The organism is Demequina pelophila, assembly GCF_000971175.1.
Lineage (GTDB): Bacteria > Actinomycetota > Actinomycetes > Actinomycetales > Demequinaceae > Demequina > Demequina pelophila.
On record NZ_BBLY01000004.1, the window covers coordinates 180,124 to 200,442 of the forward strand.

The 20,319-nt window shown below is 72.8% G+C and carries 20 protein-coding genes; 17 read left to right on the forward strand and 3 right to left on the reverse strand.

Features of this window, described 5'->3' with window-relative positions; translation table 11 throughout:
- Window positions 1-3 precede the first annotated feature (3 nt).
- The 9 genes from folP to AOM03_RS06560 all read left to right on the forward strand — a co-directional run bounded on the left by folP (window position 4) and on the right by AOM03_RS06560 (window position 9,434).
- Complete coding sequence (gene folP / locus AOM03_RS06520) at window positions 4-861, forward strand: dihydropteroate synthase (RefSeq protein WP_227589916.1); 858 nt, start codon at window positions 4-6, stop codon at window positions 859-861.
- A gap of 4 nt (window positions 862-865) precedes the next feature.
- Window positions 866-1,894: a 2-amino-4-hydroxy-6-hydroxymethyldihydropteridine diphosphokinase gene (gene folK, locus AOM03_RS06525; RefSeq protein WP_062379544.1), complete on the forward strand. Its 1,029-nt coding sequence runs from the start codon at window positions 866-868 to the stop codon at window positions 1,892-1,894.
- A 220-nt stretch (window positions 1,895-2,114) separates the two neighbouring features.
- The gene (locus AOM03_RS12805) at window positions 2,115-2,609 is read left to right on the forward strand and encodes a DUF3180 domain-containing protein (RefSeq protein ID WP_162197273.1); all 495 of its coding nucleotides are present in this window, start codon (window positions 2,115-2,117) and stop codon (window positions 2,607-2,609) included.
- Window positions 2,610-2,959: 350 nt separating this feature from the next.
- Complete coding sequence (locus AOM03_RS06535; RefSeq protein ID WP_062379548.1) at window positions 2,960-3,442, forward strand: PH domain-containing protein; 483 nt, start codon at window positions 2,960-2,962, stop codon at window positions 3,440-3,442.
- A gap of 3 nt (window positions 3,443-3,445) precedes the next feature.
- Window positions 3,446-5,104 (forward strand): PH domain-containing protein, encoded by a 1,659-nt coding sequence (locus AOM03_RS06540; protein ID WP_062379550.1) that lies wholly within the window; start codon window positions 3,446-3,448, stop codon window positions 5,102-5,104.
- 80 nt (window positions 5,105-5,184) lie between these two features.
- Window positions 5,185-6,093 carry a Rossmann-like and DUF2520 domain-containing protein gene (locus AOM03_RS06545; protein WP_156157666.1) on the forward strand — a complete coding sequence of 303 codons (909 nt, stop codon included), beginning with the start codon at window positions 5,185-5,187 and terminating at the stop codon, window positions 6,091-6,093.
- The gene (gene panC, locus AOM03_RS06550; RefSeq protein WP_062379552.1) at window positions 6,093-7,085 is read left to right on the forward strand and encodes a pantoate--beta-alanine ligase; all 993 of its coding nucleotides are present in this window, start codon (window positions 6,093-6,095) and stop codon (window positions 7,083-7,085) included. The genes AOM03_RS06545 and panC overlap by 1 nt, the downstream gene beginning before the upstream one ends.
- A 54-nt stretch (window positions 7,086-7,139) precedes the next feature.
- Window positions 7,140-7,607, forward strand: coding sequence for an aspartate 1-decarboxylase (gene panD / locus AOM03_RS06555; protein ID WP_062379554.1), 468 nt, complete (start codon window positions 7,140-7,142; stop codon window positions 7,605-7,607).
- 135 nt (window positions 7,608-7,742) lie between these two features.
- Window positions 7,743-9,434 carry an L-aspartate oxidase gene (locus tag AOM03_RS06560; RefSeq protein WP_062379556.1) on the forward strand — a complete coding sequence of 564 codons (1,692 nt, stop codon included), beginning with the start codon at window positions 7,743-7,745 and terminating at the stop codon, window positions 9,432-9,434.
- 296 nt (window positions 9,435-9,730) lie between these two features.
- Here the strand turns inward: AOM03_RS06560 and AOM03_RS06565 are convergent, their stop codons facing one another.
- Both AOM03_RS06565 and AOM03_RS06570 read right to left on the reverse strand, forming a co-directional pair.
- Complete coding sequence (locus AOM03_RS06565) at window positions 9,731-11,410, reverse strand: FAD-dependent oxidoreductase (protein ID WP_062379558.1); 1,680 nt, start codon at window positions 11,408-11,410, stop codon at window positions 9,731-9,733.
- A 139-nt stretch (window positions 11,411-11,549) separates the two neighbouring features.
- Window positions 11,550-11,810, reverse strand: coding sequence for a metal-sensitive transcriptional regulator (locus tag AOM03_RS06570; protein WP_439645041.1), 261 nt, complete (start codon window positions 11,808-11,810; stop codon window positions 11,550-11,552).
- 94 nt (window positions 11,811-11,904) lie between these two features.
- On the opposite strand from AOM03_RS06570, the gene nadC reads away from it, so the two are divergent.
- The 6 genes from nadC (at window position 11,905) to AOM03_RS06600 (ending at window position 17,452) form a co-directional block, all read left to right on the forward strand.
- Window positions 11,905-12,819: a carboxylating nicotinate-nucleotide diphosphorylase gene (gene nadC / locus AOM03_RS06575; RefSeq protein WP_062379563.1), complete on the forward strand. Its 915-nt coding sequence runs from the start codon at window positions 11,905-11,907 to the stop codon at window positions 12,817-12,819.
- 315 nt (window positions 12,820-13,134) lie between these two features.
- Window positions 13,135-14,598: a lysine--tRNA ligase gene (gene lysS, locus AOM03_RS06580; RefSeq protein ID WP_082092255.1), complete on the forward strand. Its 1,464-nt coding sequence runs from the start codon at window positions 13,135-13,137 to the stop codon at window positions 14,596-14,598.
- Window positions 14,599-14,850 carry a hypothetical protein gene (locus tag AOM03_RS06585; RefSeq protein ID WP_062379567.1) on the forward strand — a complete coding sequence of 84 codons (252 nt, stop codon included), beginning with the start codon at window positions 14,599-14,601 and terminating at the stop codon, window positions 14,848-14,850.
- A 112-nt stretch (window positions 14,851-14,962) separates the two neighbouring features.
- Complete coding sequence (locus tag AOM03_RS06590; protein ID WP_062379570.1) at window positions 14,963-15,292, forward strand: histone-like nucleoid-structuring protein Lsr2; 330 nt, start codon at window positions 14,963-14,965, stop codon at window positions 15,290-15,292.
- Window positions 15,293-15,296: 4 nt separating this feature from the next.
- Window positions 15,297-16,355, forward strand: a complete 1,059-nt coding sequence (locus tag AOM03_RS06595; RefSeq protein WP_062379572.1) for a lactonase family protein — start codon at window positions 15,297-15,299, stop codon at window positions 16,353-16,355.
- A 350-nt stretch (window positions 16,356-16,705) separates the two neighbouring features.
- Window positions 16,706-17,452, forward strand: coding sequence for a phosphoglyceromutase (locus tag AOM03_RS06600; RefSeq protein ID WP_062379574.1), 747 nt, complete (start codon window positions 16,706-16,708; stop codon window positions 17,450-17,452).
- Between the two features lie 122 nt (window positions 17,453-17,574).
- On the opposite strand, the gene phoU is transcribed toward AOM03_RS06600, so the two are convergent.
- Window positions 17,575-18,234: a phosphate signaling complex protein PhoU gene (gene phoU, locus AOM03_RS06605; RefSeq protein WP_062379576.1), complete on the reverse strand. Its 660-nt coding sequence runs from the start codon at window positions 18,232-18,234 to the stop codon at window positions 17,575-17,577.
- A 138-nt stretch (window positions 18,235-18,372) separates the two neighbouring features.
- On the opposite strand from phoU, the gene AOM03_RS06610 reads away from it, so the two are divergent.
- Entirely contained in the window at window positions 18,373-19,485 is a 1,113-nt protein-coding gene (locus tag AOM03_RS06610) for a sensor histidine kinase (RefSeq protein ID WP_156157667.1), read from the forward strand.
- On the forward strand, window positions 19,482-20,177 hold the full coding sequence (locus AOM03_RS06615) for a response regulator transcription factor (protein WP_062379580.1): 696 nt from the start codon (window positions 19,482-19,484) through the stop codon (window positions 20,175-20,177). The genes AOM03_RS06610 and AOM03_RS06615 overlap by 4 nt, the downstream gene beginning before the upstream one ends.
- Window positions 20,178-20,319 lie beyond the last annotated feature (142 nt).

The window sequence follows — 20,319 nt, forward strand, 5'->3', positions numbered from 1 at the left end:
CCCGTGACGCTCGTCATGGGCATCGTCAACGTCACGCCCGACTCCTTCGCGGACGGCGGCCTCTACGCCCGAGCCGATGCGGCGGTCGCCCGCGGCCTCGCCCTCGCCTCGGACGGGGCGGACCTGGTCGACGTGGGCGGCGAGTCGACCCGGCCGGGCGCCGAGCGGATCTCCCTCGAGGAGGAGCAGGCCCGCGTGCTGCCCGTCATCAGGGAGCTCGCCGCGCACGGCATCGGCGTGAGCATCGACACCATGAACGCCGCCACGGCGCGCGCGGCGGTCGAGGCCGGCGCGAGCATCGTCAACGACGTTTCCGGCGGCCTCGCCGACCCGGCCATGGGGGCCACGGTGGCCGCGCTCGACGTCGACTTCGTCTGCATGCACTGGCGCGCCCACTCGACCCACATGGACGCGAGCGACCGTTACGACGACGTGGTCGCGGAGGTGCGCGACGAGCTCGACGCGCGCGTCGCCGCCCTGGTGGCGGCGGGCGTGGGGGAGGGGCGCATCGTCCTCGATCCCGGGCTGGGATTCGCGAAAGTGACGGACTCGAACTGGCCGCTGCTCGCCCGCATGGACGAGTGGTCGCGCGGCCGGCGCGTGCTCGTCGGCGGCTCGCGCAAGCGGTTCCTGGGCGCGGCGATCGCCCGCGCGACCAGCGCATCGTCCCCGGACGGGACCACCGCATCGTCCCTGGTGGAGGCCCCCGGGCCGGACGACCGGGAGGCCGCCACCATCGCCCTCACCGCCCTCGCGGCGGCCGCCGGGGCGTGGGGCGTGCGGGTGCACGAGGCGCGGGGCTCGGCGGATGCGGTGCGCGTCGCGTCGGCTTGGAATAACGCGGCGCACGCGCAAGGATGACGCCATGACGACGCCGATCATCCTCCCGTTCTCCAAGCACGGCATCGAGCTCGACCAGATCTTCGTGACGGGGGTGCGCGTCCAGGGCACGCACGGCGTGTACGCGCGGGAGAAGGAGTCCGGCCAGCTGTTCCTCGCGGACGTGGTCGCGCACGTGTCGACGCAGCGCGCCGCCGCGACGGATTCGCTGGCCGCGACGGTCAACTACTCGGACATCGCGGACCGCACGGCCGAGATCCTGGGCGGCGACTCCGCCGACCTGCTCGAGACCGTGGCCGAGCACGTCGCCGAGGCCATCCTCGAGATGCCCGGCGTCGAGTGCGTCGACGTGGTGATCCACAAGCCGCAGGCGCCGCTGCACGTCGAGTTCGGGGACGTGATGGTGAAGATCCGCCGCGACTACCGGTCCGCGGGGCTGTGGTCGGGCAAGCGCATCGGCTCGTCGGCGGTGCCGGCGCGCGACGCGTACACCGGCGTTCTCCAGTCCGACGACCCGCTCGACCAGCAGCCGCTCCAGCCCGTGGTCGCGTACCTGGGCCTGGGCGGCAACGTGGGCGACGTCGACACCACCTTCCGCGAGGCGCTGTGGGAGCTGCACAAGATCCCTGGTATCGCCGTGCGCCGGTCGTCGTCGCTGTTCCGGACCGCGCCCGTGGGCGGGCCCGAGCAGCCCGACTTCCTCAACGCCGTGGTCGAGGTGCAGACCGCCCTCGCGCCGCGCGAGCTGCTCGCCGCGTGCCAGGGCGTGGAGATGCTGCACGGCCGCGAGCGGCTCGTGGAGAACGGCCCGCGCACCATCGACATCGACATCCTCGCGTACGCGGACCTCGAGGCCGCCGCCGACGACCTCACCATCCCGCACCCGCGCGCCGCCGAGCGTGCGTTCGTGCTCGCGCCGTGGACCACCCTCGCCCCCGACGCCCGCATCCCGGGCGCCGGCCGCGTGGGCGACCTCGCGGCGCTGGTCGACTCCGAGGGCGTCGCGCTCGTCGCGGCGCGCTGGCCCCAGCCGGAGGGCGCCACCGCCCAGTGAGCTTCCTTCCCACCCGACGCCCGGTCCTTGGCGCGCCCCGGTGCGCCCCCGAGGCGAGGGCGCTCGCGGCCCGGCCGCCCCGGTGCTCGCGCGGCCTGCGCGGGACGTGGGGCGTGCGCGGCGCCTGGGGCGTGCGTGGCGAGCGTGGCCTGGGTGGCGCGTGGGGCGTGCGTGGCGAGCGTGGTCTGCGCGGCCCGCGCCCTGTCCGTCGGGGGTGCCCGTGACGCCGCTGAGCTGGGTCCGACTCGCCGGCCTCGCCGCGGGCGTGGGCGCGGTCGCGTGGATCATCACGCGCGTGCTCGTGACCTCGGGCCACACCCCGTACCCCGTGCCGTGGAGCGTGCTGGTGGTCTCCGGGGCGGCGGCGGTGCTCGCCTTCGCGCTCGGCTGGGCGGTGCGCCAGTACCGCAAGGGCGACAACCCGGGGCTCAACCCGCTGCGCGCCGCCCGCACCGCCGTCTACGCCCACGCGTGCGCCTACGCCGGCGCCATCCTGGCCGGCGCCTACGGCGGCTACGGACTCTCGCTCGCGCTCGACTGGTCGCACGGGCCCCGGCGCGAGGTCGCCATCTCCGGCTTCGTGGCCGCGCTGGGCGGGATCGCGCTCGTGATCGCCGGGCTCTGGGTCGAGCACTGGTGCCGCGCCGATGACGACGACGACCACAAGGGCGGCCCCGGCGGCGCCCCCACCGCCGGCCCGGGCGCGGCTGCCTGACCTGTCTCTCTGGACACTCCGCACGGATTCAGCGGCGACACGCGGGTCACGGGCTCCGATTCCGGCCCAGCCACCGGCGTGTTGCTCCTCGATCCGTGCGGAGTGTCCGCGGCCTCGCGTCACCTGTCCACACAGCGCGGCCCGCAACCGCCGCGAAAAAGCTGATATCCGTGCGACACGCCGACGACACGCCGGGGCTCGTGTGGAGCAGTGAAGAAAACGTGTGGACAGGTGACTCGCGGGTGACTCGCGGGTGATGCCAGGGTGACTCGCGGGCGCTGCCAGGGTGACTCGGCAGCTGCCGCCAGCGGCGCGACGGCCGCGCGCCGCAACCCTGGCACACTGATCCCATGACCTGGTACGAGCACTCGTCGGCGCCGTGGGTGCCGGTCTCGAGGCGCCTCATCCGCGCCCGCACCATCACGCTGTGGATCTGGTTCGGCCTGCTCATCGTGGCCTCGTCGGTGCTCGCGTTGCTGGGCGACGAGCCCCTCCTCTTGATCGTCCCCGCCGTGCTCGTGGCGCTGGGACTGTGGTTCAGCTGGATCATCGTCCGCCAGGTCACCGCGCACGCCTGGGCCGAGGCCGAGGACGAGCTCCTGGTCCGCCGCGGCCGCCTCTTCCGCTCGGTGACGGTGGTGCCGTACGGCCGCATGCAGTTCGTCGACGTGTCCGCCGGCCCGCTCCAGCGCGCGTTCGGGATCGCGAAGGTCCAGCTCCACACCGCGTCGCCGCACTCGGACGCATCGATCTCCGGCGTCCCCGCCGACGAGGCCGCGCGCCTGCGCGACCGCCTCACCACCCGGGGCGAGGCGCGCCTGGCGGGTCTCTGACCCATGCCCGACACGCCCGTGCCCAGCACCGAGTACTCCGCTCCCCGCGAGTGGACCCGCCTCCACCCCATCACCCCGCTGCTGGGCGGCTGGGGAATCCTGGGCCTGGTCGCCGCCTACTTCATCTACGACCGCCTCCCCGGCTGGGTCGCGGGCGACGACCCGACCTTCGACTTCTTCGACCAGTTCCCCGTCCTGTGGATCCTCCTCGCGGCCGCGCTGGGCGTCGCGCTCGTCATCGGCGCGGGCGTGCTGCAGTGGAGCCGCACCGAGTACCGCATCGGCGACGACGCGGTCTACCTGCGCCAGGGCATCGTCACCCGCCAGCAGCGCCAGGCCCGCCTGGACCGACTCCAGGCCGTCGACGTGGTCCAGCCGCTCCTCGCGCGCCTCGCCGGCTTCGCCGCCATCAACATCCAGGTCGCCGGCGGCCAGAAGTCCGGCGTCATGCTCAAATTCCTCCGCCTGGGCGACGCCGAGGCCCTCCGCAACGAGATCCTCTACCTCGCCGCCGGCGTGACCGGGGACGATGCGGGGGGTGAGCCGGGCGTCGACGTCACCCCGGTCGGGGGAGACCAGGTCGCGGGAGACCGGGTTCCCGGAGACCAGGTGACCGATGCGACCGAGGCGGCCGCCGCATCGTCCGGGGTGCTGGCCGGACTCGGCGCCCAGCTGAGCGAGAGGGCACAGGCGCTCGGTCGCCCCGAGGACGTCCTGCGCGGCACCGAGCGCGTCCGCACGCGCGTGGCCGCCGCGCCCGAGCGCGAGGTCTACTCGGTGCCCACGCCGCGCCTGCTGCTGAGCGTGCTGTTCTCCGGCCCGGCCGTGTTCCTCATCGGGGCGCCGCTGGTGTCGCTGCCGTTCCTGTTCCTGCTGCACGTCGACGTGTTCGCCGCGGTGGGCGCGGTGCTGGGCACGTCGCTGGTGGCGATCCTGTCCGCGCTGGCCGGATTCCTGGGCTTCTTCTGGCAGCGGATCAACGGCGGCTTCGGGTTCACCGCGGCCGTCTCCCCGGACGGGTTGCGCATGCGCCACGGCCTCACCCAGACCCGCCGCCAGACCGTGCCGCCGGGCCGCGTCCAGGCGATCCGCCTGTACCAGCCGCTGCTGTGGCGCCGGAAGGACTGGTGGCGCATCACCATCAACGTCGCGGGCTATGGCGAGGACCAGGAGTCCGTGTCCGTGCTGCACCCGGTGGCGACGCGCGAGGAGGCGCTCACCGCGGTCTGGCTCATCCTGCCGGACCTGGGCGACCCCGACCCCGCGGGCACCCTGTCGCTCGCGATGACCGGCCGCGGCGACGACGGCGGCTTCCTCACCGCGCCCCCGCGGTCCAAGCGGATCGACCCGATCCAGTGGCGCTACCGCGGCGTGCGCGCCACCGAGCGCGCCCTGCTGATCCGCAGCGGCCGCTTCACCAAGGAGCTCGTGGTGGTGCCGCACGAGCGCACCCAGTCGCTGGGCCTCCAGCAGGGGCCGCTCGACCGGGCGCTCGGGCTCGCGAACGTGGTGGTGCACTCGACGCAGGGGCCGGTGCGGCCCCGGGCCGAGCATCTGGACATGCAGGACGCCTTCGCCCTGCTCGACGCCCAGGCCGGGCGCGCGCGGGAGGGGCGCCGGCGCCAGACGCCGGAGCAGTGGATGAGGGCCGTCGGACTGTGATGGGTGCAGGCCTGTGACGAGTGCAGGGCTGTGAACGACGTGGCTGCCGCGATGGGCGCGGCGCGGAGAGAGGCGGAACTGTGAACGGACCGGAGATCACGGGCGCATCGCGGCGGCCGGGGCGGCTGCGCATCGGCGTCGTGGGCGCGGGGCGCGTGGGCGCGGTGCTCGCGGCGGCGCTGCGCGAGGCGGGCCACGAGGTGGTCGCGGCCTCGGGCGTCTCCGAGGATTCCGTGAGCCGCATCGAGACCCTCCTGCCCGGCGTGCCGGTGCTGCCGCCGGACGAGGTGGTCCGCGGCGCCGAGCTCGTCATGCTCACCGTCCCCGACGACTCCATCGAGGAGGTCGCGCGCGGCCTCGCCAAGCTGGGCGTGTGGCGCGCGGGGCAGTTCGCCATGCACACCTCGGGCCGCCACGGCATCGACATCCTGGTCGACTGCCTCCCGGGCGGTGTCATCCCGCTCGCGATCCACCCCGCGATGACGTTCACCGGGACGTCCCTGGACCGGGCGCGATTGACCGATGCGATGTTCGCCGTCACCGCCCCGCCCGGCATGCTGCCGGTCGCCCAGGCGCTCGCGGTCGAGATGGGCGGCGAGCCCGTCTGCATCGAGGAGTGGGACCGCCCGGCCTATCACGCGGCCCTGGTGCACGGCGCGAACCACGTGGTCACCGCGGTGACGCAGGCGAGCGCGCTGCTCGCGAGGATCGGCGTCGAGGAGCCCGCGCGGGTGCTCGGCCCACTCACCCACGCCTCCGTGGACGGCGCGCTGCGGGACGCCCCCGGCGCGGTCTCCTCGCTGACCGGGCCCGTGGTCCGCGGCGACGCCGGGACCGTGGCCGCGCACCTGCAGTCGCTCGAGAAGGCACCCGAGATGCTCCACGCCTACCGCGCGATGGCCCGCGCGACCGCGGACTTGGCGCTGTCCGGCGGGAGGATCGGGCCCGCGCAGTACGCGGACCTCATCGCCACGCTGGGAGTGGAGTAGTGCGCGTCGTCCACACCGCCGCCGAGCTTCGCGAGGCCGCGCCCGGCTCACCTGCCGCGCCCGGATCGGGAGCCGCCTCGGCCGGCACCCGCGCCGTCGTCATGACCATGGGCGCGCTGCACGAGGGCCACCTCGCCCTGGTGCGCGCCGCCCGCGAGATGGCCGACCAGGTCGTGGTCACCGTCTTCGTCAACCCCCTCCAGTTCAACGACCCCAAGGACTTGGAGTCGTATCCGCGCACCCTCGAGGCCGACTGCGCGCTGCTCGAGCCCCTGGGCGTGGACCTGGTTTTCGCCCCCGGCGGCGACGAGGTCTACCCCGGCGGCACGCCCCTGGTGACGGTCAGTGCGGGCGAAATCGGACGGGTGCTGGAGGGAGCGCATCGTCCCGGGCACTTCGACGGCATGCTCACCGTGGTCGCGAAGCTGCTGCACCTCACCGCGCCGGACATCGCGCTGTTCGGGCAGAAGGACGCGCAGCAGCTCATTGCGATCCGCACCATGGCGCGCGACCTCAACTTCCCGGTGCGCATCGAGGGCGTGCCGACCGTGCGCGCCGCGGACGGCCTCGCGCTGTCCTCGCGCAACGTCTTCCTCTCGCCCTCGGAGCGCGAGAGCGCCCTGGCGCTCAACCGGGCCCTCCGCGCGGCGGAGGAGGTGCTTGCCAGCGGAACCAGCGCATCGGCGCCCACCCCGGCCCGGGCGGCGGGCGAGCCGGCGACCGCGTCCGGAACCAGGGCATCGTCCCTGGCCGATGCCCTGGCCGCCGGCCGGGCGATCCTGGCCGCCGAGCCGGGCGTCGACGTCGACTACTTCGAGGCGCTCGACCCCGCGACCGCGATGCCTCTGGACCCGACCGGGACCGGGGCGGACTATCGTGGAGAGGCAGTGATCGCCGTGGCGGCCCGGGTGGGCGCGACGCGGCTCATCGACAACGTGGTGACGCGCATCGGCGCGGGCGGGGACGGCGCGGGCCGGACCGGCTCGGACTGATTCACCGCTCCCGGGCGTTGTCCCGGGGGAGGCTCGCGCGTCGCGAGGAGAGCAATGACCAGTCTTCAGCGCCCCATGATGATCTCGAAGATCCACCGGGCGACCGTCACCCAGGCGGACCTGCACTACGTGGGCTCCGTCACCATCGACGCGACCCTCATGGAGGCCGCGGACATCATCCCTGGTCAGCAGGTGGACATCGTCGACGTCACCAACGGCGCCCGGCTGACCACGTACGCGATCCCGGGCGAGGCGGACTCGGGCGTGATCTGCATCAACGGCGCCGCCGCGCACCTGGTGCACCAGGGGGACCTGGTCATCATCATCGGGTACGGCATGCTGCCGGACGCGCAGGCGCGGACCTTCGAGCCGCACGTGGTGTTCGTCGACGCGGACAACCGGATCGTCGAGCTGTCCGACGAGCCCGGCCTGGTGCCCGCCGGCAACGGCCTCGAGCCGTCGGGCCTGCCGGTCCACGAGTTCCACTCGCAGGGCTGGGACGCCTACCACCAGCGCGCCTGAGCTGCGCGTGCCGGACACTCCGCACGGATTGTCCGGCGACACGCGGGCGCGCGGCGGCGTGTCGGGCCTGGTGAGCGGCGTGTCGGACTCGAATCCGTGCGCAGTGTCCACAGGGCAGCCCGGTAACCTGACCGGATGACCGCCTTCGTGCGCCGTCTCGCGGCGCCCCAGCCCGGCTGGACCATCGAGGCCGACGTGATCGTCGTCGGCACCGGCATCGCCGGACTCACCACCGCACTCGACCTCCGCGAGAAGGTCGACCGCGTGCTGCTCGTCACCAAGGGGGTGCTGAGCTCGGGCGCGACCGTGTGGGCGCAGGGCGGCATCGCCGCGGCGCTCGACCCCGAGGACACCCCCGAGGAGCACCTGGCCGACACCCTCACCGCGGGCGTGGGGCTGTGTTCCGAGGAGGCCGTGCGGGTCCTGGTGACGGAGGGGCCGCACTCGGTGCGCAAGCTGGTCCGGCGCGGTGCGCAGTTCGACACGGGCCCCGACGGAGACATCACGCTGACGCGCGAGGGCGGCCACCACCGCTCGCGCATCGCGCACGCCGGCGGCGACGCGACCGGCGCGGAGATCTCCCGCGCGCTCATCGAGCAGCTCGAGGCCATCCGCTCGGACCCTGGCATCGAGGTCATCGAGCACGCGATGGTCGTCGACCTGCTCACCGCCGCACCCGACGCGGATGGTCGGCCGGGGCCGGTGTGCGGCGTGACCCTGCACATCATCGGCGAGGGCACGCGCGACGGCGTGGGCGCGGCGCTGGGCAAGGCCGTCATCATGGCGACCGGAGGAATCGGCCAGGTGTTCCGCTCCTCGACGAACCCCGCATCGGCCACCGGCGACGGCCTGGCCGCCGCCCTGCGCGCGGGCGCGGCGCTCGCGGACGTCGAATACGTGCAGTTCCACCCCACCGTGCTGTGGATGGGCGCGAACGCGCGCGGCCAGCTGCCCCTGATCTCCGAGGCGGTGCGCGGCGAGGGCGCGCACCTGCTCAACGGCGCGGGTGAGCGGTTCATGGTGGGCCGCCACGAGCTCGCCGAGCTCGCGCCGCGCGACGTGGTCTCGCGCGCCATCGTGGAGCAGCTGCGCGAGGACGAGTCCGACAACGTCTTCCTCGACTGCCGCCACCTGGGCAAGAAGTTCCTCAAGCAGCGCTTCCCGTCGATCCGCCGCGCGCTCAAGGCGCACGGCATCGACATGGCGCACGACCTGATTCCGGTCGCGCCCGCGCAGCACTTCCACTCCGGCGGGATCCTCGCGGACCTGCACGGCCGGTCCACGGTCAAGGGGCTCTATGCGATCGGCGAGGCGGCGTGCACCGGCGTGCACGGGGCCAACCGCCTGGCGTCGAACTCGCTGCTCGAGGGCCTGGTGTTCGGGCGCCGGGCCGCGCGCGACGCCGCGTCCCTGGTCGACGAGGGCGTGCTGTCCCAGCTCGAGCCCGTCTCGCGGGGCGGGGATTCGGCGCTGGTGCCCGCGACGATGCGCTCGCGACTGCAGGCCATCGCGCACGAGGGTGCGGGGCCGGTCCGCGACGGCGACGGCCTCGACGACGCGCTGGCGCGGCTGGATCGCATCCGCGAGCGCTTCCACACGGACCCGGTCGCGGACGTGATGCCGCAGACCGCCGAGTGGGAGACCACCAACATCACCACCACCGCCACCGTGCTCGCGCGCACCGCGATGCTGCGCGAGGAGAGCCGCGGCGGGCACGTGCGCGCCGACTTCCCCGAGGTGGATCCGGACTGGGCGGTGCGCCTGGTCGCGCGGCTGGACCCGGATGGGGAGATGTCGATCGTGAAGGCGCCGCTCGAGATCGGGTGATACGCGGGGTCCGGCTCCGGCTCCGTGCCCGGCCCTGTGTCACCTGTCCACACGTTTTCTTCACTGGTCCACACGCCTGCCGGCGTGTCGTCGGCGTGTCGCGCGGATATCAGCATTTTTGCGGCGGTTGCGGGCCGCGCTGTGTGGACAGGTGACGCGAGGCCGCGGACACTCCGCACGGATCGAGGAGCAACACGCCGGGGGCCGGGCCGGAATCGGAGCCCGTGACCGGCGTGTCGCCGCTGAATCCGTGCGGAGTGTCCGAAGTTCGCGTGCGGAGTGTCCAGAGAGACAGGTCAGGCCGGCGCGGTCTGACCGTTGCTCAGCACCAGCCCCGGCAGCGCCTCGACCAGCGTGAACATCCCGCCGTCGAGCGTCGCCGAGTCGAAGCCCTCCTGCTCCAGCACGCGGTGCGCGTAATACGACCGCACGCCCGACGCGCACAGCACGCGCACCGGCCGGCCGGCGGCCAGGTGGCGCACGCCGTCCAGGTGCTCGCGCAGGAACGTGTGCGGCAGGTTGATGGCGCCGGGGATGTGGCCCATGGCGAACTCGCGTTCGGACCGCACGTCGAGCAGCAGGGCGTCGGCCCGCACCTGCTCGAGCTCCGACGGGTACCAGACGCGCGTGGTGCCGTTGACGACGTTCTGCGCGAGGAAGCCCAGCATGTTCACCGGGTCCTTCGCGGAGCCGAACGGCGGCGCGTACGCGAGCTCGAGCTCGGCCAGGTCGTCGGCGGTGAAGCCCGCGCGCAGCGCCGTCGCGAGCACGTCGATGCGCTTGTCCGCGCCGTCCGGCCCCACGGCCTGCGCGCCCAGCAGCTTGCCGGAGGGCGAGAACACCGCCATGAGGTGCAGGATCTGCGAGCCGGGGTAGTAGCCGGCGTGGTTCGCGGGGTGCGTGTGGACCACGAAATACTCGATGCCCGCGGCGTCCAGCATCCGCGGCGACGCGCCCGTCATCGCGGCGGTCAGCCCGAACGCGCGCACGATCGCGGTGCCCAGCACCGGCTGCGCCGTGTCCGCGCGACCCATGATCGAGTCCGCCGCGCGACGGCCCTGACGGTTCGCGGGGCCGGCCAGCGGCACGGGGCCCACCTGCCCGGTGACGCCGTGGCGCACGGCGATCGCGTCGCCCGCGGCCCAGATGTGCGGGTCGGAGGTGCGCTGCTGCTCGTCCACCAGGATCGCGCCGCGCCCGTCGAGGTCCAGGCCCGCGTCCCGCGCGAGGCCGGACCGCGGCCGCACGCCCACGGACACGATCACCAGGTCCGTCTCCACGGACCCGCCGTCGGACAGCGCGACGGTGACCGACGCATCGTCCCTGGACGATGCGCTCACACCCGTCGCGGCGACCCCCACCCGGACGTCGACGCCGTGGGAGGCGAGCTCGGTGTGGACCAGGCGCGCCATCTCGGGCGCGAGGGGCGGGAGCACCTGCGGGGCGAGCTCGACGAGGGTGACGTCGAGGCCGCGGTGGCGCAGCGCCTCGGCGGTCTCGAGGCCGATGAATCCGGCGCCCATGACGACGGCGCGGCGCGCGGTGGTTGCCCGCGTCGCGAGGTCGCGCGCCTCGTCGACGGTGCGCAGGTGCGTGACCTGCGGGAGGTCCATGCCCTCGATGGGCGGGACGATCGCGTCCGCGCCGGGGGAGAGGACCAGCGCGTCGTAGCCGAGCGTCTCGATGCCGTCGGGCGTCGAGACGGTGAGCTCGCGGGCGTCGCGGTCGATGCCGATCACCTCGTGCTCGACGCGCACGTCCAGGTCGAGCGACGCGCGCAGCGAGTCGGGCGTGTGGAGCAGGAGTTGGTCGTCGCGCTCGATCTCGCCGCCCACGTGGTACGGCAGGCCGCAGTTGGCGAAGGACACGTAGCGGCCCTTCTCGAGGACGATGATCTCCGCCTTCTCGTCCAGACGGCGGGCGCGGGCCGCGGCGCTCATGCCGCCGGCGACGCCTCCGATGACCAGGATGCGCATGTGGGACTCCTTCCGGGAAACCTTCCGGGATTCACCGTAACAGATACCCCTGGGGGTATCTAGTCCGGAGGTCCCGGAGGGCGTGCCGGAGGCCGATGCGGGTGTCGGGTGAGGCTTGTGGCCGAGGGTTCCGGGCCGCTCAGGCGAGCGACATGAACATCTTCTCGAGGCGCTGCTTCGCGTCCGTCGCGGCCTCGCCCTGCTGCATGCACTGCTCGAGCCCCGTCGCGATCATCGAGAACCCGGCGCGGTCGATCGCCTTGGACACGGCGGCCAGCTGCGTCACCACGTCGGCGCACTCGCGTCCCTCCTCGATCATCTTGAGCACCCCGGCGAGCTGGCCGTGCGCGCGGCGCAGGCGCTTGACGACGGGGTCCATGTCCTCTTCGGTCAGGTGGATCTCGGACATCGGGTACCTCCAGGGGGATCGTGATGCTCGGCTCAGGATACCCCCGGAGGGTATCCGCCGCCCAGGGGTCCACCACAATGGACCCATGACGCACCCCGAGGAGACCGCCCTCCAGTCCGGCACCATCGCCCCGCTCGACCCCCAGGCCCTCGCGCGCATCGTCGCCACCGCGCTCGACGAGGACCTGGGCCCCCAAGACCGCGACGTCACCACGCAGTCCACCATCCCGGCCGATGCGCGGGTCGCCGGAGTGGTCGCCGCCCGCGAGAACTGCGTCCTCGCCGGGATCGACGCGGTCGAGGAGACGATGCGCCAGGTCGCCTCGCGCCTGGGCCTGCCCGTGCCGTCCGTGGTGCGGCGGGCGGCCGACGGCGACTGGCTGCGCTCGGGCTCCGTCATCGCGGAGGTCGAGGGCCCCGGCCACGTGGTCCTCATCGCCGAGCGCACCCTCCTCAACCTCATGTCCCGCGCCTCCGGCGTCGCGACGCACACCCGCCAGTGGGCCGACGCGCTCGCCGGCACCGGCGCCCACGTGCTCGACACGCGCAAGACCACGCCCGGCCTGCGCGAGCTCGACAAGTACGCGGTGCGCGCCGGCGGCGGGATCAACAAGCGCATGGGCCTGTTCGACTGCGCGATGGTCAAGGACAACCACATCGTCGCCGCGGGCTCGGTGGCGAAGGCCGTCAAGCGCATCGAGAGGTCCTTCCCCGGCGTGCCCGTCCAGGTCGAGGTCGAGACCCCCGCCCAGGCCGACGAGGCCCTCGACGCCGGCGTCCGCTTCCTCATGATCGACAACATGGCGCCGGCCGCGATGACCGAGCTCGTCGCCGCCATCCGCGCCCGCGAGCCCCGGACCGGCAAGGTGTGGCTCGAGGCCACGGGCGGCCTCACGCTCGAGAACGTGCGCGACGTGGCGGCCACGGGCGTGGACTTCATGTCCGTCGGCGCGCTCACGCACTCGAGCCCCATCGTGGACCTGGGCCTCGACCTCTCCTGACGCGGCGGTGGCTCATTCCCCACCAGTCACCCCTCCGCCCCATCACCCCTCCGCCCCATCACCCCTCCACACAAGCCGTCCGAAAACCGGCGCGAAAATGCTGATATCCGCGCGACACGCCGACGACACGCCGGCCGGTGTGTGGAGCAGTGAAGAAAACGTGTGGAGGGGTGACGCGAGTCCGTGCGAAGGGGTGACGCGAATCCGTGCGGAGTGTCCGGGAAACGGGGCCCCATTAGACTTGCGCCCGTGACTGAGCAGACCGCCCCCGCCGCTGACAACCAGGAGTCCGTCCAGGACGACACCCCGGAGCAGATGCGGGTCCGCCGCGCCAAGCGTGACCGCATCATCGAGGCCGGCGGGGAGGCGTACCCCGTCTCCGTGCCCCGCACGCACGAGATCGCGGACGTGAAGTCCGGCTACGCGCACCTCGAGACCGGCGAGGAGACCCAGGACGTCGTGGGCGTCGCCGGGCGCGTGGTGTTCATCCGCAACACGGGCAAGCTGTGCTTCGCGTCCATCCAGGACGGCACCGGCGAGCGCCTGCAGATCATGCTGAGCCTCGCGGAGGTGGGCGAGGAGTCGCTCGCCGCCTTCAAGGCCGACGTCGACCTGGGCGACCACCTGTTCGCCAAGGGCCGCGTCATCAGGTCCCGCCGCGGCGAGATCTCCGTCTTCGCGACCGAGTGGGCCCTCGCCGCCAAGTCGCTGCGCCCCCTCCCGGTCCTGCACAAGGACCTCGCGGAGGACACCCGCGTGCGCCAGCGCTACGTCGACCTCATCGCCCGCCCCCTCGCGCGCGACACGGTCCGCCACCGCGCGACCATGATGCGCTCCCTCCGCGAGAGCCTCCACGGCCGCGGCTACATCGAGGTCGAGACGCCCATGCTGCAGACGCAGCCCGGCGGCGCCGCGGCCCGCCCGTTCGTCACGCACATGAATGCCTTCGACATCGATCTCTACATGCGCATCGCGCCGGAGCTGTTCCTCAAGCGCGCGGCCGTGGGCGGCATCGAGAAGGTCTTCGAGATCAACCGCAACTTCCGCAACGAGGGCTCCGACTCCTCGCACTCGCCCGAGTTCTCCATGCTCGAGGCGTACGAGGCCTACGGCGACTACGACACCATGGCCGAGCTCACCCAGTCCCTGGTCCAGGGCGCCGCGCAGGACGTGTTCGGCACGCAGGTGGTGACGCTCGCGGATGGCTCGGAGTACAACCTGGGCGGCGAGTGGGCGCAGCTGACCATGTACGGCTCGCTGTCCGAGGCGCTGGGCGAGGAGATCACGCCGGCGACCACGGTCGAGGCGCTCGAGAGGCTGTGCGACCGCTTCGAGATCGGCGTGGACCCCAAGCGCGTCAATCACGGCAAGCTGGTGGAGGAACTCTGGGAGCACCACGTGGGCAATGCGCTCACCGCGCCCACCTTCGTCCGCGATTTCCCGGTCGAGACCTCCCCGCTCACGCGCGATCACCGCACTCAGGACGGAATCGTCGAGAAGTGGGACCTGTACGTCCGCGGATTCGAGCTCGCGACCGCCTATTCCGAGCTGGTCGACCCCGTCATCCAGCGCGAGCGCTTCGAGCAGCAGGCCCGCATGGCCGCCCAGGGCGACGACGAGGCCATGCGCCTCGACGAGGACTTCCTCACCGCCATGGAGCACGCGATGCCCCCGAGCGGCGGCATGGGCATGGGGATCGACCGCCTGCTCATGGCCCTCACCGGCCTGGGCATCCGCGAGACCATCCTGTTCCCCCTGGTCAAGCCCACGGAGGACTGAGTGTCCACCTGGCAGGCGATCGCGGTCGGCATCATCCCGTCGATCGGCGTCGGAGCGATCTTCTGGTTCGCCATTCGTGCGGTGGTACGCGCCGACCGTAACGAGCGCGCCGCCGTCGCGCGCGAGGAGGCGGGCTTTTCTGGGGAGGCCGGGGCCGATGCGCGGCCTGGGGACATCGGTCCGTCCCCGGACGATGCGGTGGCCGGGAACGATGCGGCGGCCGGTTCCGGGGATTCCCGCCCGAATTCCTGAGGCGCGCCGCGCCGAATTCCGCGGTCGTCGTGGAATTCTTGCGCGCGGCGCATTGACGCGCGGATATCCGATCTGGAATTCTGGCTTCACCCATTCTTCGAAAGGAAATGCAGTGGCGCAGAAAGTCCAGATTGTGCTCGAGGACGATATCTCGGGTGGTCCCGCCGATGAGACCGTCAACTTCTGCCTCGACGGCGTGAGCTACGAGATCGACCTCACGGCCGCGAACGCCGCGGAGCTGCGCGACGCGCTCGGCCCGTGGATCGTCGCCGCGCGCAAGACGCCGGTGCGCAACGGCGGCCGTCGTCGCCGCGCCGCCGCGCCGGCCGGTGCCTCGGCCGCGACCATCCGCCTGTGGGCGGCCGAGAACGGTGTCCCCGTGCCCGACCGCGGCCGCATCCCCGCCGCGGTCCGCGAGCAGTACGAGGCTGCGACCAAGTAACCGCATGATCCTCTGGGGCACCTACCCCGCCGCGGGCCTCGGCACGCCGCCGGGCACGGGCGAGGGGCTGTGGCTCCACTCCGGAGCGGCGGCGCGGGCGCTCGAACTGCCCGCGCCGTCGTTCCTGGTCCGTCACCCGCGGCTGCCGCTCGCCTATGCGGCGTGCGAGACGAGCGAGAGCGCCGTGGTCGTCGTCGACCTCGCGCGCGCCTCCCGGCACCAGCTCTCCGTGGTCGCCACCGTCCCCACCCGCGGCGACTCGGCCTGCCACCTGCTCCTCGCACCCGACGCCCGCGCGCTGTACGTCTCGCACTACGGCAGCGGCTCGGTCGCGGTGATCGCGTTGGGGGAGGACGGGCTGCCCGTGGGCGACGGCCCGGCGCAGGAGTTCGCCCTCCTCGGCACCCCCACGGGCGCCGCCGGCGTGCCCGATCGCCAGGCGGCGCGCCACGCGCACTCCGCCGCCCTCGCGCCCGGCGGCGCGCACGTGCTGGTCGCGGACCTGGGCAGCGACGAGCTCCGCCGCTTCCGCCGCACCCCCCACGGCCTCGAGCCGGACGGTGTCGCCGCGACCCTCCCGCCCGGCGCCGGCCCCCGCCACGTCGCCACCCGCGGCCCCCTGCTCTACGTGGCGTGCGAGCTCGACTCGACGGTCCGCACCCTGAGGTGGGACCCCGCATCGTCCACCGCGACGGAGATCGAGGCCCATCCCGCGACCGCCGCGTCGCCGCGCACGGCGGACAACGCGCCCTCCCACATCGCGCTCGTCGAGCACGACGGCCGCGAGGCGCTGCTCGTGGGCGTCCGCGGCGCGGACGTGATCTCCGTCTTCGACGTCGCCCCCGAGGGCGAGCTCGCCTACCGCGGCGCGATCGACGCCGGCCACTGGCCGCGCCACTTCGCGGTGGCGGGGGAGCGGCTGGTCGTGGGCTGCGAGCGCGGCCACGAGGCGCGCACCTTCGCGCTCGCGGACGTGCTCACCCTTCCCGGCTGGGACCCGGTCGTGGACCTCCCGCACGCGCGCGCGGAGATTACGAGCCCCGCCTGCGCGCTCCCGCTGTAGACGACTCGCGCCCAGGCCCGCCCGCCCCGCGGCACCCCCGCGCCCACAGCCCGCCCCGCGGCACCCCCGCGGTCCGGGACACTCAGGACCGCCATTCGCGCGCATCTGCCTCGTTCGGGACAGCCAGGACCGCTCGCCCCCGCGCCCACCGGTCCACGCTGTCCCGCAGGAAGCACGAGCGCCGAATCAGCGGTCCCAGCTGTCCCGGACCCGCGGTGGGCCCGCGGTGGACCCGCGGTGGGCGCGCCCGGACCCGCGGTGCGCGAGCGAGAAGCGCACGCACCCCCCCCCCCCCCCGCCGGGACCTTGGACCGCTCGCGAGGTCAGGGGGGATGCGCAAGGATGGGCGCATGACCTACACACTGATCCTGCTCCGCCACGGCGAGAGCGAGTGGAACGAGAAGAACCTGTTCACCGGCTGGGTGGACGTCCCCCTCAACGAGAAGGGCTGGGGCGAGGCCAAGCGCGGCGGCGAGCTGCTCAAGGAGGAGGGCATCCTCCCCGACGTGGTGCACACCTCGCTGCTGCGCCGCGCGATCATGACCGCCAACCTCGCGCTCGACGCCGCGGACCGTCACTGGATCCCGGTCAAGCGCAACTGGCGCCTCAACGAGCGTCACTACGGCGACCTCCAGGGCAAGAACAAGGCCGAGACCCTCGAGCAGTTCGGCGAGGAGAAGTTCATGATCTGGCGCCGTTCGTACGACGTGCCGCCGCCGGCCATCTCCGCCGAGAACACCTTCACGCAGGAGGGCGATCCGCGCTACGCCGGCGAGCCCGTCCCGGCCACCGAGTGCCTCAAGGACGTCCTCGAGCGCGCCCTCCCGTACTGGGAGTCGGACGTGGTCCCGGACCTCAAGGCCGGCAAGACCGTGCTGGTCGCCGCGCACGGCAACTCGCTGCGCGCGATCGTCAAGCACCTCGACGGCATCGCGGACGACGAGATCGTGGGCGTGAACATCCCCACCGGCATCCCGCTCGTCTACCACCTCGACGAGGAGACCCTCAAGCCCACCAACCCGCGCGGCACCTACCTCGACGCGGACGCCGCGGCCGCGGCCATCCAGGCCGTCGCCAACCAGGGCAAGAAGAAGTAACCCCCTTCCCCAGGGGACGATGCGCGGGCCGGGAGGCCTCGCATCGTCCCCCGGGGAATGGCCCGGGAAGCACGAAGGCCCCCGCCTCGCGGCGGGGGCCTTCGTCGTCTCCTGAGGAGGCGTCAAATCTGGGCGTCGCCGCCCGAGTGGTCGCCGGTGACCAAGTAGACGATGCGGCGGGAGATGCCCACCGCGTGGTCGCCGAAGCGCTCGTAGTAGCGGGCGAGGAGCGCGACGTCGAGCGTCTCCTGGGCGTTGCCGGTGTAGGACTCGTCGACCAGGCCCTTGTAGGCGGCCTCGTGGAGGGCGTCGATCTCGTCGTCCTCTTCCACGATCGCGGCGGCGACGTTGAGGTCGCGGGTCTCGAGCAGCTGCGTGACCTCCTTGGCCGTCTGCTTGGACAGCTCGGCCATGCGGTGCACCATGTCGCGGTGCGACTCGGGGATCGCGGAGCCGGGGAAGGAGCGGCGCGCGTCCTTGGCGATGTGCTCGGCCAGGTCGCCCATGCGCTCGAGGCTCGCGGAGATGCGCAGCGAGGCGATGATGCTGCGCAGGTCGAGGCCCACGGGCTGCTGCTGGGCGATGAGCAGGACGCAGCGCTCGTCCACGCTGGCCGTGAGCTCGTCGAGCTTCTCGTCCGAGGCGATGACCGACTGGGCGAGGTCCAGGTCGCCGTTGAGGACGGCGTCCGAGGCCTGGTCGATGGCGGTCTCCACGAGGCGCGACATCGCGATGAGGTCGTCCGCCAGATCCGACATCTCTGCGGTGAACAGGGTACGCATGGGTCTCCTTCAGGTCGTGGCAATAGTCTTCCACCTGGCAGGCTACCGATGACAAGGGGTTCGGGTGCGCTCGGTGAACAATCGGTGACGATTCTGAACATTGGGTGAACATCGCGGCGGTTGTCTACTGTGTGCCCCATGACCGGGCAACTGTGGGTAGCGGCCGTGGTGGGCTTCTTCCTGGGCGCCGCGTCCACGTGGATCGTGGCGGTGCTGCGCCGGCGCAAGGAGATCAAGGCCCTCACGCTGGTGCCGCAGCGCACGCGCGAGCTCATGGACGCCCTGCAGTCGGGCGCGACCGTGGTGCGCCGCGACCGCCGCAGCGCCTACTGCAACCCGCAGGCCGTGGCGCTCGGGATCGCCCGCCAGGACGGCGCCCTCCACAGCGACGTCGCCGACCTCGCCGAGCGGGCGTGGGACCGCGACGAGGCACAGGAGGAGGAGGTCTCCGTCCAGCGCGGCATGCTCGCCAAGCCGCGCCTGGTGCACGTGCGCGTGGTGCCGCTGGATGAGAACCTGTGCCTCGCGCTCGCGAACGACAACACGGAGATCCGCGCGGCGGAGCAGTCGCGCCGCGAGTTCGCCGTCAACGTCTCGCACGAGCTCAAGACCCCCGTGGGCGCGCTGTCGCTGCTCGCGGAGACCATCGCGGAGGGCGCCGACGACCCGCAGATGGTGCGCAAGTTCGCCAAGAAGATGCGCAAGGAGGCGCGCCGGCTCACCAAGCTCATCCAGGAGATCATCGAGATCTCCCGGCTGCAGGGCGGCGAGTCGGTCATCGAGCACGAGGTCCTCCCGCTCGACGGCGTGGTCCACGAGGCCATCGAGGCCGTCCGCCTGGGAGCCGAGGCCAAGCGCATCAGCATCGTCAGCAAGATCGGCACCCAGGCCACCGTGCTGGGCGACCGCGACCTGCTGGTGATGGCGCTGCGCAACCTCATCGACAACGCGATCCAGTACTCGGACGAGCAGTCGTCCGTCGCGGTCGCGTGCTCCGCCGCCAACGGCGTCGCCTCCGTGAGCGTGATCGACCGCGGCATCGGCATCTCCGCGTCCGACCAGGACCGCATCTTCGAGCGCTTCTACCGCGCCGACCCCGCGCGCTCGCGCGACACGGGCGGCACCGGGCTGGGGCTCAGCATCGTCAAGCACATCGCCCTCCAGCACTCCGGCTCCGTGTCGGTGTGGTCGGAGTCCGGCGTGGGATCGACCTTCACCTTCAAACTCAACGTTCATGAGGAGGCGGAATGACCGAGGCCAGGATCCTCGTCATCGAGGACGAGGAGTCGTATCGCGACTCTCTCGAGTTCCTGCTGGAGCGCGAGGGCTTCGCCGTCGCCTTCGCGGAGACGGGGCCCTCGGGTGTCGAGACCTTCGCGCGCGACGGCGCGGACATCGTGCTGCTCGACCTCATGCTGCCCGGCATGGCCGGGCCCGAGGTCTTCAAGGAGATCCGGACCAAGTCCGACGTGCCGGTCATCATGGTGACCGCCAAGGACGACCAGGTGGACCGGATCATCGGGCTCGAGCTGGGCGCCGACGACTACGTCACCAAGCCCTATTCGGGCCGTGAGCTGGTCGCGCGCATCCGCTCGGTGCTGCGCCGCGCCGCCACCGCCGGCAGCGACCTCCCCGACGAGCCGGTGCGCGTGACCGCCGCGGGCATGACGCTCGACCCCGAGCGCCTCACCATGGTGCGCGACGGCGAGACCCAGACCCTGCCGCCCAAGGAGTTCGCGCTGCTGCACCTGCTCGCGCAGAACGCCGGCCGCGTGCTCCCGCGCCAGGTCATCATCGACCGCGTGTGGGGCTCGGACTACTTCGGCGACACCAAGACGCTCGACGTCCACATCAAGCGCCTGCGCACCCGCATCGAGCGCGACCCGTCCGAGCCGTCGCTCATCGTCACCGTGCGCGGGGTGGGCTACACGCTCGAGCCGTAGGGGAGGGGCGGCCGGGACGACGCGGTGCCCGGCCGTCGCATCGTCCCTTGGCCCGTGCCGACGCCCCTGGCCGATGCGGTGGTCGCCCGGCCGTCGCATCGTCCCTTGGCCCGTGCCGACGCCCCTGGCCGATGCGGTGGTC

What these genes read in the sequence shown, in the direction of transcription:
- folK (WP_062379544.1), top strand. Translation starts at nt 866, where the DNA reads ATGACGACGCCGATCATCCTCCCGTTCTCCAAGCACGGCATCGAGCTC.
- AOM03_RS06535 (WP_062379548.1), top strand. Translation starts at nt 2,960, where the DNA reads ATGACCTGGTACGAGCACTCGTCGGCGCCGTGGGTGCCGGTCTCGAGG.
- AOM03_RS06540 (WP_062379550.1), top strand. Translation starts at nt 3,446, where the DNA reads ATGCCCGACACGCCCGTGCCCAGCACCGAGTACTCCGCTCCCCGCGAG.
- panD (WP_062379554.1), top strand. Translation starts at nt 7,140, where the DNA reads ATGACCAGTCTTCAGCGCCCCATGATGATCTCGAAGATCCACCGGGCG.
- AOM03_RS06560 (WP_062379556.1), top strand. Translation starts at nt 7,743, where the DNA reads ATGACCGCCTTCGTGCGCCGTCTCGCGGCGCCCCAGCCCGGCTGGACC.
- AOM03_RS06565 (WP_062379558.1), bottom strand. Translation starts at nt 11,410, where the DNA reads ATGCGCATCCTGGTCATCGGAGGCGTCGCCGGCGGCATGAGCGCCGCG.
- nadC (WP_062379563.1), top strand. Translation starts at nt 11,905, where the DNA reads ATGACGCACCCCGAGGAGACCGCCCTCCAGTCCGGCACCATCGCCCCG.
- lysS (WP_082092255.1), top strand. Translation starts at nt 13,135, where the DNA reads ATGCGGGTCCGCCGCGCCAAGCGTGACCGCATCATCGAGGCCGGCGGG.
- AOM03_RS06595 (WP_062379572.1), top strand. Translation starts at nt 15,297, where the DNA reads ATGATCCTCTGGGGCACCTACCCCGCCGCGGGCCTCGGCACGCCGCCG.
- AOM03_RS06600 (WP_062379574.1), top strand. Translation starts at nt 16,706, where the DNA reads ATGACCTACACACTGATCCTGCTCCGCCACGGCGAGAGCGAGTGGAAC.
- phoU (WP_062379576.1), bottom strand. Translation starts at nt 18,234, where the DNA reads ATGCGTACCCTGTTCACCGCAGAGATGTCGGATCTGGCGGACGACCTC.
- AOM03_RS06610 (WP_156157667.1), top strand. Translation starts at nt 18,373, where the DNA reads ATGACCGGGCAACTGTGGGTAGCGGCCGTGGTGGGCTTCTTCCTGGGC.
- AOM03_RS06615 (WP_062379580.1), top strand. Translation starts at nt 19,482, where the DNA reads ATGACCGAGGCCAGGATCCTCGTCATCGAGGACGAGGAGTCGTATCGC.